This is a genomic window from Veillonella sp. 6_1_27, from assembly GCF_000163735.1.
In the GTDB taxonomy this organism is placed as follows: Bacteria; Bacillota; Negativicutes; order Veillonellales; family Veillonellaceae; genus Veillonella; species Veillonella parvula_A.
This window is the reverse complement of sequence record NZ_GG770217.1, coordinates 143355-158657: the sequence shown is the minus strand read 5'-3', so window position 1 is coordinate 158657 and position 15303 is coordinate 143355. Positions and strand designations below refer to the sequence as shown.

The following is a 15303-nucleotide window of genomic DNA, read 5'->3' as shown; positions in this document are numbered from 1 at the left end:
AGGTTTCTATGGAAGAAAAATTATTTAATTGTCCTGTAGAGGCATCCCTCAGTGTAGTAGGAGGTAAGTATAAATCTATTATTCTGTATCATTTGATGACAGATGGAACGTTGCGATTTAATGAGATACAAAAACTCATTCCTCAAGCGACGATTAAGATGCTTTCACAACAATTGAAGGATTTAGAAGCAGAAGGTATCATCCACAAAGAGATTTATCCAGTGGTGCCACCAAAGACGGAATATAGTATCACTGAATTTGGCGAAACGCTACGTCCTATTATCATGGCCATGTGTGACTGGGGACGAACCTACAAAGGGAATATGATAAAGTAAGTCCTTTATTATGTAATGTCATTTAGATAAGGAGTTATATATGAGCAAATATGAAATAGAAAATGTAAAATTAACAGCCCCTAAATTTGATCGTAAAGATTTAGAGTACGCTATGACATATCGTTATGCATGTAAGAAATTTGATAGCGCTAAAAAGATTTCTGATGATGATTGGCAAGGTATCTTAACAGCGGCGCGCTTGTCTCCAACCTCCTTAGGTTTTGAAGCTTACCAATTATTAGTTATTCAAAATCCTGAAATCCGTGAAAAGATGAAAGCTTATGGTTGGGGTATTCAAGCTGGTCTTGAAGCGAGTCATTTCGTAGTGTTCTTAACACGTAAAAAGGTGGATTTGGAATTTGATTCTCCTTATGTACGCTACATTCAAGAAGAGGTGAAACAATTACCTGCTGAAGTCGATGCTATCTATAAAGAAAAATATGCTCAGTTCACAACTGAAGACTATAAAACTTTTGAGTCTGATCGTGCTGCCTTTGATTGGTCTTCTAAGCAAGCGTATATTGTAATGGCTAACATGATGACTATGGCTGCTTATGAAGGCCTTGATTCCTGTGCATTGGAAGGCTTTAATCAAGATAAGATGACAGCTTTTTTAGGTGATGAACTAGGGCTCTTTGATACAAAACATTTTGGTATTGCCGTTATGGCTGCTTTTGGTTATCGCGATGAAGAACCGCATCGCAATAAAACACGTCGCACAATGGATGAAATTGTTACAGTAGTTTAATCGATTGCGACTTTTATAACTATATCGAATTTCTTCATTTAATCTTTAGAAATGAATGTTATATTATAAATATACAGATTATTTATAATATTTATAAAGCCCGTATAATTTGGTAGGATATTATAAATATATTGATTAAATAGGAAGGAGTGATCGTATGTTATGGTCAATTATTGTTGGTGGTTTTATCGGTTTTCTGGCAGGAGCCATCACTAACAAAGGTGGAGCAATGGGCGTTATTGCCAATGTTGTTGCTGGTTTAGTTGGTTCGTCTGTGGGTCAAGCAATATTTGGCACATGGGGTCCTAGCTTAGCTGGCATGGCATTAATTCCTTCTGTTCTTGGTGCTGTAATTGTTGTTGCTGTTGTTTCGTTTTTCTTCGGGAAGAAATGATTGCAATTTATTTGTAAAAATATAGCTAAATAGCTAAAAGGATTTTATATGAAAGGATCATAATTATGGCATTAGAAGATAAATTAAACCAAGCTAAAGGTGCATTAAAAGAAAATGCAGGTAAATTGACTGGGGACAAAAAATTGGAAGCAGAAGGTGCTGTAGAAAATACAGCTGCAAAAGTTAAAGACGCTGCACATGATGTTGCTGAAGATCTCAAAAAAGCAGCTGAAGATGTTAAAGATGCTGTAGATGGTGCGATTAGTGGCGTCAAAAATGTTCTTCATAAAGACGATAAATAATATTATACAAAGGCTATAATTAGTAATAAAAAACCAGTAAATCCTGAGATTTACTGGTTTTTGTTATATAAGTTTGTTTATACATTGAAGCGGAAATGGGTTACATCGCCGTCTTTCATAACGTAGTCTTTACCTTCAAGGCGTACAAGGCCTTTTTCTTTAGCCGCGTTTTGACTACCGCAAGCTTGTAAGTCATCGAAGGATACGATTTCAGCGCGGATAAAGCCTTTTTCAATATCCGAGTGAATTTTACCAGCAGCTTGAGGTGCTTTTGTGCCATTTACGATTGTCCATGCACGAGCTTCCATTTCACCAGCTGTGAAGTAATTGATAAGACCTAAAAGTGCATAACTTGCTTTGATAAGTTTTGTTAAGCCAGATTCTTCAAGACCAAGATCTTCAAGGAATGCAGCAGATTCTTCTTCGGATAACTCTGCAATTTCAGATTCGATACGAGCGGACACAACAACGATGCCAGCGCCTTCGTTTTTCGCATATTCCTCTACGCGTTTTACATATTCGTTGGAAGAATAATCAGATACTTCATCTTCAGAAATATTGGCTACATAAAGAGATGGTTTTGCTGTAAGCAATGTTAACTCTTTAATCATTTCCAATTCTTCTTCTTCAAGACCTTGTGCACGAACAGGTTTCGCTTCGCCAAGACCTTCGATGATGCGTTCTAACAATGGTAATTCAGCACGTGCATCTTTGTCGCCAGATTTAGCAATTTTTTCAATACGTTGTTTCCGTTTTTCTACGGACTCAAGGTCTGCAAGGCAAAGCTCAGTATTTATGATTTCGATGTCACGGATTGGGTCAATAGAGCCAGAAACGTGAGTGATGTTAGGGTCATCGAAACAACGAATAACTTGTGCTATCGCATCTACTTGGCGGATATGGCTAAGGAATTTATTACCTAAACCTTCGCCCTTGGATGCACCTTCTACGAGGCCAGCAATATCTACGAAGCGCATAGCAGCAGGAAGGATGCGTTTGGAACCGAACATTTCAGCCAATACAGCTAAACGATTATCTGGAACATCAACGACACCTACGTTAGGTTCAATTGTACAGAATGGATAATTGGCAGCTTCAGCGCCCGCTTTTGTGATAGCGTTGAATAATGTACTTTTACCAACATTTGGAAGGCCTACGATGCCTACTTCTAAATTTGTGCTCATGGTACCACCTTTTATTAACAAATTGATTTCGTTCTTTGTGAAAGTTTATAGCAATAGTTTGTTATAAACCTTATCAAATAAATATTATACCATACTAATAGGATGGAATTACTCAATAAATATAAAATAGATTATTTCAAAGTGCTATAATATAAATAGAGTTAAATATATTACTTAAATAATGTGATAAGTTCATATTAAAATATAGGATTAATATAGATTTTTATTCGCCGTAACTATATAGATATAATTTATAGGTGTATATATTAATAGGGTATGGAATGTATCCAATCATGTTAATGAATATATTTTTAAACCTATATAGTGAAAGCTAATAGGAAAGGAAGTTCAGTATGTTTTCCAAGCTATTTGATAGTTTCTTAGTCCATTATTTAGAACGTTTCAATGATCATTGTTTCACCGTAAAAATTGGAGATAATGAATATACAATCGGTGACGGAGAATCCGAGTTTACCGTCATCGTTAATCGCGATATTCCCAAGAAAGATTTGTTAATATCCGCAGAACTCGCCCTCGGTGAAGCGTATATGCGTAAAGATATCGAAATTGAAGGGGATTTGTTTAAAGCCCTTTGTGTAGTCCTTGGTCATGTAGGTAAGGACTCTATCAATCGTAAGGTACTTAGCTCGCTTTTTAATGCGGGTCTTAAAAAGAAAGATCAAAAACAACAAGTATCTTCCCATTATGATTTAGGCAATGAATTCTATAAATTGTGGCTCGATGAAACCATGAGCTATTCCTGTGCGTATTTTAAGCATGAGAATGATAGTCTCAAAGATGCGCAATATCAAAAGGTTCATCATATTCTTGATAAATTGTATTTAAAAGAGGGAATGACTTTACTTGATATCGGTTGCGGATGGGGATTCCTTCTCATTGAAGCGGCTCGTAAATACGGTGTTAAGGGCTATGGGTGTACTCTTTCCGAAGAACAATGGAAAAAAGGACAGGAACGCATTAAAGAATATGGCCTTGAAGGACAGGTTGAGATTGAACTTATAGATTATCGCGACGTAGCAGCTTCCGGACGTACCTTTGACCGTATTGTCAGCATCGGCATGCTTGAACATGTAGGTCGGCCTAATTTTCCTCTGTATATGGAGGACGCATCGGATATGCTTAAAGACGGAGGTTTGTTCCTGCTTCACTATATTAGTGATCCCTCTGAAAAGGAAACAAGTGCTTGGATTCGTAAATATATCTTCCCGGGTGGATGTTTGCCGTCCCTCCGCGAAATGGTCAGCCTCGCTTATGACTATGATATGAATGTCATTGATATTGAAAGTTTACGGTATCACTATTATAAGACTCTAATGCATTGGTATAACAATTTCCAAGGCGTCCGTGAGCGAGTAGAAGCGAAACGAGGCAGTGAATTCGTACGCATGTGGGATCTGTATCTTTGTGGATGTGCGGCAGGTTTCTACATCGGTAATATGGACTTGCATCAAATTCTGATGACAAAAGGTGTTACGAACGAGCTGCCGTTAACACGTTGGTATTAAGTAAGAGTAAAAATAGACTTATAGGACAAAAAAGAGACCATCTTAAGATGGTCTCTTTTAATTAGCGGCATTGTAACTATTTTATATTTGTAGATTATCGAAAGCACGTTCTGTAAGTTTCGTTAAAAATTTTATTGAATGAATATCATATATAATTGTAAAAGAACTTTATCATTCTTTAGTGCCAAGTACTATAAACCCTGAATAGGATTTATTATCCTCTTTTCCTACAATGATTTTGGTACGAACATCAAAGAAATCATTCAGATTATTTTCTGTTACAGTATTCTTGGTGGTACCTAAAATATAGTTATTAGGTTTTAGCATTAAAGTTTTATCAGATATTTGAAGTGCATGATCAGGATAATGTGTGTTCATAATGCAAGCAAGATTAGATTCATCTACGATGTTTCGAATAAGTGAAAGCATGGTATACTGATTTTTAAAATCTAAATGTGATTCTGGTTCGTCCATAATGAGCAGTTGTGGTTCACTCGCTAGTGCTCTGGCAATAAATGCCAATTGTAACTGACCTCCACTTAAGCTTGATGCTATTTTGGAAGCGAGTGAGGAAATACCTATTCTTTTTAGGACAGAGTGGACTATTTCATAGTCTTTATCTGTAGGTACAGAAAACATACCAATATGTCTACTGCGTCCCATTAATACGATTTCTTCTACCGTATAAGGAAATGATAACTCTCTTGCTTGCGGAACATAGCCAATAGGAGCATTATCATGGGGACTAACTAGTTTATTATTTATGTATATGTTGCCTTCTTGCAACTGCTGTATACGGGAGATACATTTTACTAATGTTGTTTTTCCAATCCCGTTCCTGCCTAAAATAGTCAATATTTCGCCCGATTTTATTGTGAAAGAAATGTCTTTGAAAATATAATCTTTTTTATTATAAGCAAATGAGCCGTTTCTCAATTCAAAAATCATTTCCAATCACCTCGTGTACGGTAAAAAAGACAAGCAAAGAATGGGGCCCCTACTAAGGCGGTGATTATTCCTATTGGTATTTCTGCAGCAATAGCTGAGCGTGCGATTAAATCCACGATAATCATGAAAATAGCTCCGACAATGATGGAGATAGGAAGTAGTTTCTGATGATCTACACCTATTAACATGCGACAAATATGTGGAATGACAAGTCCTACCCAACCGATAATTCCTGTGATGGTTACGCAGGCTGCAGTTATTAACGTGGCCATAGCAATGATAATTAGGCGTAACTTAAAAGGGTTCACCCCAAGTGCTGTAGCTTCCTCATCTCCCATAGAGAGAATGTTGATTTTCCAACGTAAAAAGTATAGCACAGCGCATCCAAAGATGATAGGAATAGAGACGAGTGAAACATTTTCGTAGGAAGCTGTAGAAAAACTACCCATTAACCAATATGTAATTGCTGGTAATTTGTCATATGGATCAGCTACATATTTAATTAGAGCTATTAATGCTCCGAAAATAGCAGAAACAATCATTCCTGATAAAACCAGTGATAATGACGTGATTTGGTTCCTTAGTCGAGCTAGACTATATGTGAGGCAAACACTGACAATACCAAAGATAAGTGCAAATCCCGTAGCATATATATTTATTCCAGAAATTAATATTCCCAGTGCAGCGCCAAAGGCTGCACCGGAACTAACACCTAATATATCCGGACTGACTAATGGATTTCTGAAAATACCTTGAAAAACGGTTCCAGCTATTGCAAGAGCTCCACCGACAAGTATGTTTAGTAAAATTCGAGGAATACGAAGATTCCAAATTACGGCGGATTCCATATCAAATGCAGCGGCAGAGTTTCCGTTTGATAAAATATTTATAACTTGTGTAGGCATTAGCATATATCGTCCAGTCATCAAGGATACTAATACAGTAAGAGCGAGAAATACTAAAAGGCAGAAAAATATAACTAGATATTTATTTTGAGAGCTCATGAGTACTCCTTAGTTAAAATGTGGGAGTGTTATTTATAGAAGTATTTAAGATGGTATTAATTTCACTATCTGTGAGATTATAGTGGTAGAAGGTACTGTAAAATTGTTTTAAATCGTCACGTAATATATAGTCATTAAAAGTGTCAGGTTGAATGAGTTGTCCCATCCATTTCATCATTAATGGTGTTTCTACATTAGGTGCATCCCAACGATAGATTCCCATAGGTGCTTTATAAACTCGATGCGTTTTTACAGCTTTTATGTTACTCCAATTTTGACCTTCAAGCTTATCCTGATAAATATCATCAGGTGTAATAGAATCAAAGTTGCTTAATATAATTATATCGGGATCCCAGGTCATGATTTCTTCCATTGAGACTTTAGTCCAGCTACCTTTTGTATCTTTTGCAGCATTTTCACCACCTGTCATAGTAATCATGAGTTGGTTGACAGATTTGTTCCCTGCAACAGTTAAATTCTTATTTTGTAAATATAATACTTTTGGCTTATTTGGTAACGCAGAAGCATTTTTTTGTTTAAAATATGCTTCTGAATCTTTATGGTATGAGATTAAGGCTTCAGCTTGTTCCGGCTTATCTAGAATCTTCCCTAATAGACGAATTCCGTTTTGAATATCTTCCAATGTTCCATACTTTATGGATACAGCAGGTATACCTAGCTCTTTAAGTTTTTTTGCTACTTCTGGTTGATAATCCCAAATGATGACAACATCAGGCTTTAGCTTAGCAACTTCTTCAAAATTAACATTGAAATTGTTGTCTACAAATGATGAGTTAACATTTTCTAAATCAGGCGCTAACGTCTTAAATATACTGGCTTCATATGATTTTTTAGCTGATGGATGGATACCTACTATTTTTTTATCGCTACCATCAACTGCATATACAATAGAGGTCCATGGGATAGGGACGATAGCGATACGATTAATTTCCTTCTTCATAGATACGTCTGTACCGGTTAAGTCTGTAACGACTTTTATATTGTCTTTGGTTGTATCATTTGGACCAACAGAATTAGTACAACCGGCAAATAGTAGGGGACATATTAATAATCCTGCCATAAGACTATTGTGTATAAAATTTTTCAGTTTCATACGGCACCTCCATGATGGATATAAATGAAATAAACTTATCCTAGCATTTTAAAAAATAAACTTCTAATTCCTAATTTTTATGTACATATAGAAGAATATTATAAAGTTAAAATATGTAAAAATATCCGGTAATAGAGTTTCTGATAGTTTTTTTGGTATAAAAAAGGCCCTCAACTATTAAGTCGATGAGGACCTCGCTCTATTATAGAGAATGTGCTCTTAATTCTTCAGCAGATTGTGTGGAAATCCAAGCTGGTGGAATGTCGAATACTGTATAGCAACCTGTGCCGCCGTGTTTAGCAAGTCGGTAGAGACCACGAGCGTAAGCAACAAGTGCAGAGCCTGTAAATTCAGGGTTAGAGTCAAGTTTCAAGGAGTACTCAATAACGTGACGTGTGCCTTCTGTACTTTCACCAGAGCGAAGAACGAAGCCACCATGTGGAATGCCTTTATGGTCGCGATCAAGTTCTTCTTGGGAAATGAAGTTGACTACAGTTTCATAGCCTACGAAGTAGTTTTCCATAGTTTTGATTTCGTTTTCGATTTTAGCTTTGTCCGCATCAGGAGCCGCTACTACATAGCACTCACGAAGGTGACCTTTATAGCCATCAACATCTGGAGTTTCGCCGTTACGGATAGCTTCTAGGTATTGTTCTTTAGGCACAGTATATTGACGAGCATCAAGAACACCATCGATACGGCGAATGGCATCGGAATGACCTTGGGATACACCACGGCCCCAGAATGTGTAGGATTTACCTTTTGGTAAGATTGCTTCCGCGTAAACGCGTTGCAAAGAGAACATGCCTGGATCCCAACCACAAGAAATTAATGTAGCAGTTTTGGCCTCTTTAGCTACTTTGTCTACATTAGCGAAGTGTTCAGGAATACGTGCATGTGTATCGAAGGAATCGATACAGTTAAAGTATTTTGTTACCATCGGTGTTTGTTCGATAAGATCTGTTGCAGAACCACCGCAAAGAACCATTACATCGATTTTGCCTTTAAAGTTAGGAATATCTTCCATCGTGTAAGTAGGTACACCAGATACAGTTTCAATACCTTGACGGCGAGAGAATACGCCGATGAGCTCCATATCAGGTTGTAACTGAACAGATGCTTCTACGCCACGAGCTAAGTTGCCGTAACCAACGATACCAATACGAATATTCATATTAGCCTCCTATATAAGTTGAAATTTAATAATTAACATATTTATTATAGCATAAAATTAATAGCTTTTAATATTTTTCTATAGAGTTTATTAGATGGTATAGAGAATAATTCATATTTAATTTAAATAAGTAATTTGTGCACAACTATATCGATACATAGCGTGTTGTTATAGGGGACAAATAATAAATCATATGAGTAGAAATTGACACATATACCCTGAATCTAGATACAATTAAATTGGTTATATTAGCTAGTTATGTTCATAGTTGAAGTGTTAAGGAGGTATAACATGAGAAGAAATGTAAAAACTACTGTTATTGCTGCATTAATCGTAACAGGTGCTAATGCTTTTACCATGGTATCAGCCACAACTGTGGAAAGTCATACAGATGGGAAATCCATTGGTCTTAATTTGTGGGGGGAAAAGAGACATTATACAGATGACTTAACTGTTAATGTATCAGGTTTAGGTGTAAATGGAACAAAATATCATAATAATGTTACAGGTATTTATGCCCTTGATGGGACACAAGTTGCTATCGATAAAAATGTAACTGTAACAGTTAAAAATCCAGCGCCTGCAGAAAGTGGCGCGAAACGTAGACCTGATTTGGCACATTATTATATGAGCGGTATTTATGCTGGTTATGGTGGACTTACTAATGATGGAAATAACGATGATACTCGAATTACCGTAAAGGGTAATGCTAAAGTCGATGTTGTCGGCGTTGGTTTGCAAGCCAATAAAGATGGATATATTCGCATACTAGGTGGGGCTGATATAAAAACATATCCTTTAGATACCTCTGATACCTATTCTGCATTATCTGAAGAAGGTTTTGTTTATGTAAATACAGGTATGGATGGCTTACATCCGGGAACGAATGATGTGAAGATGTATGGTAATATAGGATTTTTAGATAAAAACTATGGTATCGACAAGAATCCACATAACCATGGATCTGAAATTTCTTTAGGTTTAACAACATCAAATTCTAAATTGGTAGGGGGCGTACTTAATGAATTTGATGAAAGCAACAACAATCCGTACCATGGTGGTTTGCGATTGTACTTACAAAATGGTGCGACTTGGCGCAATGAATGGTTAGGAGCTGAACGCGTATATCCTACACAAGGTCGCCCTAATAATGCAAACTATTTATATACTGGTAGTCGTGTAGAACATTTCATTGGTGGTAAAGATATAAATAGTCAAGGTATTATCCAAGCCGTAGATCCACGACCTATTACTATTAACAACTATGCTGGTCATGCAGCTATCGACTATGAAAAGGGAGCCCCTGCGACTGCACAAGGTAAGGGCAAAGTCGTTATCAACCATGCTGATAAAGGTTCTTCTGTGACTATGCGGAGTTCGGCAGATGCACTTAAAGGGTATGCAAATATAGACAACCCACGAGGCACTTTGCAGCAGTTGGCTAATAAATTAACATATACCGGCTTTACTAAGGGTGAACGTAATTTAAATGTGAATATTCAAGTCGATTCAGGCCTTATTAGCCCTGCATATTCCACTAAGCTTGGTACAGGTAGCTTTACTGTTGATGGGAAACCTAGTATTACTGACCAAGCGGTTGTGACAGCTCGTGAAAGCGAAGTTGTTTCTGGTGCTAAGAGTGCGTTAGTCTCCTCTGTGATGCAAATGAGAGCCGATACGAATGATTTACAACGTCGCCTCGGTGATGTGCGACTCAACTCCAATAAGCATGGTGTATGGGGAAAATACATCGGTGGTAAATCTAAAATTACGGACAGCGCCTATGTAAATCAAACCTATAACATGGCACAAGTAGGCTATGACATATTGCGTGGCGATTGGACTATTGGTGGGGCCTTGTTATATGGTACAAGCAATAGCGATTACGCTTTAGGTTCTGGATCCGGTAAAACCGCAGGTTTAGCATTATACGGTGCAAAACAATATAATGATGGTCGTTATTTGGATGTGATTGGTAAAGTAAGTCGTTTGAAAAATGATTTCACTGTACGCAATAGCTTGGGTACAAGTTTGAGCGGAGATTACCACAATACAGGTACCTCTTTGAGCGTTGAATATGGTAAACGAATCAAGAAAGACAATGGTTTTTACATCGATCCTAACGCAGAATTGACGCTTAGTCGATTGTCTGGTGTAAATTTTGATGCTCGTACAAATACAGGTAGCACAGTGCACATTAACTCTGATGCGGTAAACTCCGTTATTGGTCGTATTGGTGTAGGCATTGGCAAGGAAAGTAAGAATAGCAACCTTTTCCTCAAAGCAACATTAGCGCATGAATTCTCTGGTAAAATGAAAGCTACTTATAGCATGACCGGTGAGCCAACTACAGGCAGTGAAGTGAACCTTAAAGATACATGGTTAGATCTTGAGTTAGGTGGTTCATGGAGTGTACGTCCTAATACATATATTTATGGGACTTTCACTAAAAACTTTGGTGCTATCGTAGACAATTCCTATCGCATTGACGCAGGGATTCGTCATAACTTTTAATTAATGGTAAATATAGCGGACACAAATAATATGGGGATGTTATTTGTTAGTACTATAGTGTTAAGGAATACTAGAATTAAATATTCATATATGTAAGGGTATATAAAAAGACCGATTACATTCCTATTGAAGGACTGTAATCGGTCTTTTGGTTTTATAGATATAAACTATTTTAAATCACATAATCCAGATTTAATGTAATCTAAATATAAATCAAGATATAAATCAAGATATAAATCTAAACCTAAATATAGACATAATCATATTAGAATTGTAATGTTTTGATTCTTTCAACGGCGCGAATTGTATTTTCACGACTGCCGAATGCTGTTAAACGAAGGTAACCTTCACCATGAGGGCCAAAGCCAGAGCCTGGTGTAGATACGATTTGAACTTGTTCGAGCAAGATGTCGAATAATTCCCAGCTAGTCATGTTGCCAGGTGTTTTTAGCCAAATATATGGAGCGTCAACACCGCCGTATACAGTAAGGCCGATAGATTCAAGACCTTCTTTGATGATGCGGGCATTTTCTTTATAGTACGCAATGTTTGCACGTGTTTGTTCACGTCCTTCTTTTGTGTATACTGCTTCTGCACCACGTTGGATGATGTAAGGAACACCATTGAATTTAGTGCATTGACGACGGTTCCACATAGGGTTTAGCGGTTGGCGTTCACCAGATTTAGTTTTGCCAGTGACCTCTTTAGGTACTACTGCATAAGCACAACGTGTACCAGTGAAACCTGCAGTTTTAGAGAAGGACCGGAACTCGATAGCCACTTCGCGAGCGCCTTCGATTTCGTAGATAGATTTTACAGTATCTTCTGTGCTGATGAAAGCTTCGTAAGCGGAGTCAAACATCAAAATGGCATCATTATCTTTACACCATTTGATCCATTCTGCCAAACGAGCACGGCTCAAAACAGTACCAGTGGGATTGTTAGGCGAGCAAAGATATACGATGTCTACGCGTTCAGACGGGAATTCTGGAGAGAAGTTATTTTCTGCATAAGTAGGGAGGTATACAACCTTTTGGAAGATGCCATCTACAGCTTCGCCAGTACGACCACCCATAACATTGGAGTCAAGGTATACTGGGTATACAGGATCAGTAATGGCAATGATGTTATCTTCGCTGAATAATTCTTGAATATTACCAACGTCAGATTTTGCACCATCGGAAACGAACACTTCGTCAATAGCGATATCTACGCCCAATGGTTTGTAATCGCCATCAACAATAGCCTGACGTAAGAAATCATATCCCTGTTCAGGGCCATAACCTCGGAATGTTTCAGCTTTTCCCATTTCTTGAACAGCTTTGCTCATAGCATCGATAATTGCTGGAGCAAGTGGTAATGTAACATCGCCGATACCAAGACGAATGATATCTGCATCTGGATGAGCTGTTTGGTACTCATTTACTTTTTTAGCGATATTAGCGAATAAATAAGAACCTTGAAGGTTTAAGTAGTTTTCATTGATATTAGCCATAATGACTCCTTTTTATAATCAGATTTCTCTATATATAGTAAATTATATAGAATAATGACGCAAGGATTTTCTATAGAATTTTCCATTAATCCAAATAGTGTAAATATTTTTAATAAAATAGATTAAAATATGGGAAAATTATTACTCATTGATTGTAATAAAGTATATATAGATAAAGAGACTATTAGTATTTAATTAATCTTTTCATTATTTACTCATAAAATAGTTGTTGATATAATGAATTTAAGATTAAAAACCTTGATTGTTTGTATGTGATAAGAGCTAAATTATTGGCTTTGTTAAGGGGTATAAATTGCTTTTAGGGAGGCATATCATTATGGTAGATTGTAAGATGTCTATTAAGAAAATTTTTGATCGGATTAAGCGAGTTGATAAGTTTGAAGAGTTTAAAACGACCTATGGCTTAACTGTTCCTGATGAAAAGGAGAGTACGAAATTTGCAGCAAATTTTTATAAGTCAGCTGTTGTAAATTACAAAGGCTGTGTAAAAGACTCTAAGAACCTTTATAGTGAAGTTATTGCCGAAACCCTTGTGAATGATAATTTTATAAAGGACTGGTTAAATTTAATACCTGTAAGACCAGAACATTTTAAGATAAATCATTCGCATAAAGATGAAAGCCTGGAAAGCATAAAAATCACAAATCGAAAAGAAGAAATATTAGCCAAGTTATTATTCTATCAAGGTAATATTGATGGGCTAGGATATATTTTTGATTATCAAACACCATTAAAAGAGACACAAAATGATTCTTATGGAAAAATAGATTTATTAGGCTATAACCAAGATGATGAATGTTATTCTGTCATTGAATTAAAATATCGACCTTCTGGCAGTGAGGAAACTTTACTACGATGCGTTTTAGAGGCATATACATATTATAAGTTGCTTGATATAAAACAGATTGAATCTGCTGTCAGCCATGATGGTATACAGGATTTAAAGAAATTACCTGAATATAAATATACGAATGAAGCTGAGCTAGTCATTTTGTTTGATGAAAAATCTTGTACCAAAGATGACGGTGGAATAGAAACTAATTTGATGCTTCGTATTGATTCAAAGGCAGTAACGGAAGATAGTTATCCATCCAAAACTGTTGTGTCACAACAGTTTAAAGAATGCAAAGAACTGATAGATTCTGGCAAACGTAAGCAGTTACGAAATTTATGTGAAAATATTTTGAAACAAGAGCCTGAATTAAAACAAATTCGTTTTGTTGTATTACAAGCTCAAAAAGTAAGTAAAGCACCTTATAAAAATAAAGTAGATAATTGGTCAGAAAGTTTAGATCGTTTATATCGAGCAGAAACATTGCTTACCATTTCTAAGTAAAGGTTGAATATGAATATTGTTGTTCATCGTGGCACACATCAGATTGGTGGTAGTGCTATAGAAATTAGTACAGCATCTACTTGCATTATGTTAGATTTTGGTAATGAATTAAGTTTAGATGAAAAGTACACACCTATAAATCTGGATATAGACGGCGTTACAAAAGGAAAGCCGGATTGTGACGGTATTGTGATTTCTCATTATCATATGGATCATTTAGGCCAATTAACCTCTACAATACCAGACGTTCCATTATATATGGGTGAGTTAAGCAAGGAAATCGCTCTAATAGGTGCTGAATATCAAGACAAAGATTTATACTTACGACTATTAGGTGCTAATACATTTCGTGGAGGAGAAGCTTTTTCTATTGGCGACATACGCATTAGACCTTTGGTTATAGACCATAGTGCTATTGATAGTTATATGTTTGTTGTTGAGGCCGGAGGTAAACGCATTTTATATACAGGTGATTTCCGGATGCATGGGTTGCGCCATCACGTATTAGACAAATTAGTTAACACCTATATAGGTGAGGTTGATGTATTAATTACAGAGGGCACCTCATTGTCTAGAGACGCAGATGATTGTATATCTGAAGCGGCCGTATTAGATGATATTTCTTCATATATTCAAGATGGAAAATATGTTTTTGTTATGTGTTCATCTACGAATATTGATCGTATTATGGGAATTTGGCAGAATATGCCAACTGATAAAGTACTCATTTGTGATGCTTATCAGAAAAGAATATTAGATACTGTGATTAATAATGTATATTATGAAAGTTCTTTGTATCGTAGACATGATAGCCCATTAGTTATTGATAAAGGAATGTATCCTAAATACTATATGGAACATGGATTTGTATCTTTAGTAAGAGGGACAGAAAATTTTATTTCTAAAATTAAAGAGTTCCCTAAAGATGATGTACGTATTATATATTCCATGTGGATAGGATATATTGAGGAGAATTTAGCATTGAAAGAATTGTTAGATACATATTCATCTTATATATGTCATGCCAGTGGTCATGTCTCAAAGGACGATTTAGTTCAGTTCATAGAAATGGTTGATCCTGATATTGTTATTCAGGTTCATACTGATATCCCTGAAAAACTAAAGAGAATACTACCTAATAGAAATGTTTATGTCGTTGATGATAAAGAGCCATTTATCATATAATTCGTTTAAGAAATTCTATTTAT

General features: G+C 36.3%; 14 protein-coding genes. 8 read left to right on the top strand and 6 right to left on the bottom strand.

The annotated features are described in order from the left end of the window. Positions 1 to 8 precede the first annotated feature (8 nt). The 4 genes from HMPREF0874_RS07770 to HMPREF0874_RS07755 all read left to right on the top strand — a co-directional run bounded on the left by HMPREF0874_RS07770 (position 9) and on the right by HMPREF0874_RS07755 (position 1779). Positions 9 to 335, top strand: a complete 327-nt coding sequence (locus HMPREF0874_RS07770) for a helix-turn-helix domain-containing protein (RefSeq protein WP_008602892.1) — start codon at positions 9 to 11, stop codon at positions 333 to 335. Between the two features lie 40 nt (positions 336 to 375). Beyond that, the gene (locus tag HMPREF0874_RS07765) at positions 376 to 1083 is read left to right on the top strand and encodes an NAD(P)H-dependent oxidoreductase (RefSeq protein WP_008602890.1); all 708 of its coding nucleotides are present in this window, start codon (positions 376 to 378) and stop codon (positions 1081 to 1083) included. Between the two features lie 157 nt (positions 1084 to 1240). Next, complete coding sequence (locus tag HMPREF0874_RS07760; RefSeq protein ID WP_008602888.1) at positions 1241 to 1477, top strand: GlsB/YeaQ/YmgE family stress response membrane protein; 237 nt, start codon at positions 1241 to 1243, stop codon at positions 1475 to 1477. Between the two features lie 65 nt (positions 1478 to 1542). Then, complete coding sequence (locus tag HMPREF0874_RS07755) at positions 1543 to 1779, top strand: CsbD family protein (protein WP_004693815.1); 237 nt, start codon at positions 1543 to 1545, stop codon at positions 1777 to 1779. Between the two features lie 77 nt (positions 1780 to 1856). On the opposite strand, the gene ychF is transcribed toward HMPREF0874_RS07755, so the two are convergent. Continuing rightward, positions 1857 to 2963, bottom strand: coding sequence for a redox-regulated ATPase YchF (gene ychF, locus HMPREF0874_RS07750; protein ID WP_008602886.1), 1107 nt, complete (start codon positions 2961 to 2963; stop codon positions 1857 to 1859). A 353-nt stretch (positions 2964 to 3316) separates the two neighbouring features. Between ychF and HMPREF0874_RS07745 the strand changes: the two genes are divergently transcribed. Next, entirely contained in the window at positions 3317 to 4489 is a 1173-nt protein-coding gene (locus HMPREF0874_RS07745) for a cyclopropane-fatty-acyl-phospholipid synthase family protein (protein WP_008602884.1), read from the top strand. 171 nt (positions 4490 to 4660) lie between these two features. Here the strand turns inward: HMPREF0874_RS07745 and HMPREF0874_RS07740 are convergent, their stop codons facing one another. The 4 genes from HMPREF0874_RS07740 to HMPREF0874_RS07725 all read right to left on the bottom strand — a co-directional run bounded on the left by HMPREF0874_RS07740 (position 4661) and on the right by HMPREF0874_RS07725 (position 8729). Continuing rightward, positions 4661 to 5437 (bottom strand): ABC transporter ATP-binding protein, encoded by a 777-nt coding sequence (locus tag HMPREF0874_RS07740; RefSeq protein WP_008602883.1) that lies wholly within the window; start codon positions 5435 to 5437, stop codon positions 4661 to 4663. Beyond that, positions 5434 to 6441, bottom strand: coding sequence for an iron ABC transporter permease (locus tag HMPREF0874_RS07735; RefSeq protein ID WP_008602881.1), 1008 nt, complete (start codon positions 6439 to 6441; stop codon positions 5434 to 5436). The genes HMPREF0874_RS07740 and HMPREF0874_RS07735 overlap by 4 nt, the downstream gene beginning before the upstream one ends. A gap of 13 nt (positions 6442 to 6454) precedes the next feature. After that, positions 6455 to 7555, bottom strand: coding sequence for an ABC transporter substrate-binding protein (locus tag HMPREF0874_RS07730; RefSeq protein ID WP_039965365.1), 1101 nt, complete (start codon positions 7553 to 7555; stop codon positions 6455 to 6457). Between the two features lie 202 nt (positions 7556 to 7757). Continuing rightward, positions 7758 to 8729, bottom strand: a complete 972-nt coding sequence (locus HMPREF0874_RS07725) for a diaminopimelate dehydrogenase (RefSeq protein ID WP_008602878.1) — start codon at positions 8727 to 8729, stop codon at positions 7758 to 7760. A 291-nt stretch (positions 8730 to 9020) separates the two neighbouring features. On the opposite strand from HMPREF0874_RS07725, the gene HMPREF0874_RS07720 reads away from it, so the two are divergent. Further along, complete coding sequence (locus HMPREF0874_RS07720) at positions 9021 to 11243, top strand: autotransporter outer membrane beta-barrel domain-containing protein (protein ID WP_039965364.1); 2223 nt, start codon at positions 9021 to 9023, stop codon at positions 11241 to 11243. A 265-nt stretch (positions 11244 to 11508) separates the two neighbouring features. On the opposite strand, the gene HMPREF0874_RS07715 is transcribed toward HMPREF0874_RS07720, so the two are convergent. After that, positions 11509 to 12738 carry an LL-diaminopimelate aminotransferase gene (locus tag HMPREF0874_RS07715; protein ID WP_008602874.1) on the bottom strand — a complete coding sequence of 410 codons (1230 nt, stop codon included), beginning with the start codon at positions 12736 to 12738 and terminating at the stop codon, positions 11509 to 11511. A 337-nt stretch (positions 12739 to 13075) separates the two neighbouring features. Between HMPREF0874_RS07715 and HMPREF0874_RS07710 the strand changes: the two genes are divergently transcribed. Both HMPREF0874_RS07710 and HMPREF0874_RS07705 read left to right on the top strand, forming a co-directional pair. After that, complete coding sequence (locus tag HMPREF0874_RS07710) at positions 13076 to 14095, top strand: hypothetical protein (RefSeq protein WP_008602872.1); 1020 nt, start codon at positions 13076 to 13078, stop codon at positions 14093 to 14095. Positions 14096 to 14104: 9 nt separating this feature from the next. Next, complete coding sequence (locus HMPREF0874_RS07705) at positions 14105 to 15280, top strand: MBL fold hydrolase (protein WP_008602870.1); 1176 nt, start codon at positions 14105 to 14107, stop codon at positions 15278 to 15280. The last annotated feature ends 23 nt before the right edge of the window (positions 15281 to 15303 follow it).

Bases quoted from the DNA above. Each gene is read 5' to 3' on its own strand.
- ychF (WP_008602886.1), bottom strand. From the start codon at position 2,963: ATGAGCACAAATTTAGAAGTAGGCATCGTAGGCCTTCCAAATGTTGGT.
- HMPREF0874_RS07770 (WP_008602892.1), top strand. From the start codon at position 9: ATGGAAGAAAAATTATTTAATTGTCCTGTAGAGGCATCCCTCAGTGTA.
- HMPREF0874_RS07760 (WP_008602888.1), top strand. From the start codon at position 1,241: ATGTTATGGTCAATTATTGTTGGTGGTTTTATCGGTTTTCTGGCAGGA.
- HMPREF0874_RS07725 (WP_008602878.1), bottom strand. From the start codon at position 8,729: ATGAATATTCGTATTGGTATCGTTGGTTACGGCAACTTAGCTCGTGGC.
- HMPREF0874_RS07765 (WP_008602890.1), top strand. From the start codon at position 376: ATGAGCAAATATGAAATAGAAAATGTAAAATTAACAGCCCCTAAATTT.
- HMPREF0874_RS07745 (WP_008602884.1), top strand. From the start codon at position 3,317: ATGTTTTCCAAGCTATTTGATAGTTTCTTAGTCCATTATTTAGAACGT.
- HMPREF0874_RS07705 (WP_008602870.1), top strand. From the start codon at position 14,105: ATGAATATTGTTGTTCATCGTGGCACACATCAGATTGGTGGTAGTGCT.
- HMPREF0874_RS07715 (WP_008602874.1), bottom strand. From the start codon at position 12,738: ATGGCTAATATCAATGAAAACTACTTAAACCTTCAAGGTTCTTATTTA.
- HMPREF0874_RS07740 (WP_008602883.1), bottom strand. From the start codon at position 5,437: ATGATTTTTGAATTGAGAAACGGCTCATTTGCTTATAATAAAAAAGAT.
- HMPREF0874_RS07735 (WP_008602881.1), bottom strand. From the start codon at position 6,441: ATGAGCTCTCAAAATAAATATCTAGTTATATTTTTCTGCCTTTTAGTA.
- HMPREF0874_RS07755 (WP_004693815.1), top strand. From the start codon at position 1,543: ATGGCATTAGAAGATAAATTAAACCAAGCTAAAGGTGCATTAAAAGAA.
- HMPREF0874_RS07720 (WP_039965364.1), top strand. From the start codon at position 9,021: ATGAGAAGAAATGTAAAAACTACTGTTATTGCTGCATTAATCGTAACA.
- HMPREF0874_RS07730 (WP_039965365.1), bottom strand. From the start codon at position 7,555: ATGAAACTGAAAAATTTTATACACAATAGTCTTATGGCAGGATTATTA.
- HMPREF0874_RS07710 (WP_008602872.1), top strand. From the start codon at position 13,076: ATGGTAGATTGTAAGATGTCTATTAAGAAAATTTTTGATCGGATTAAG.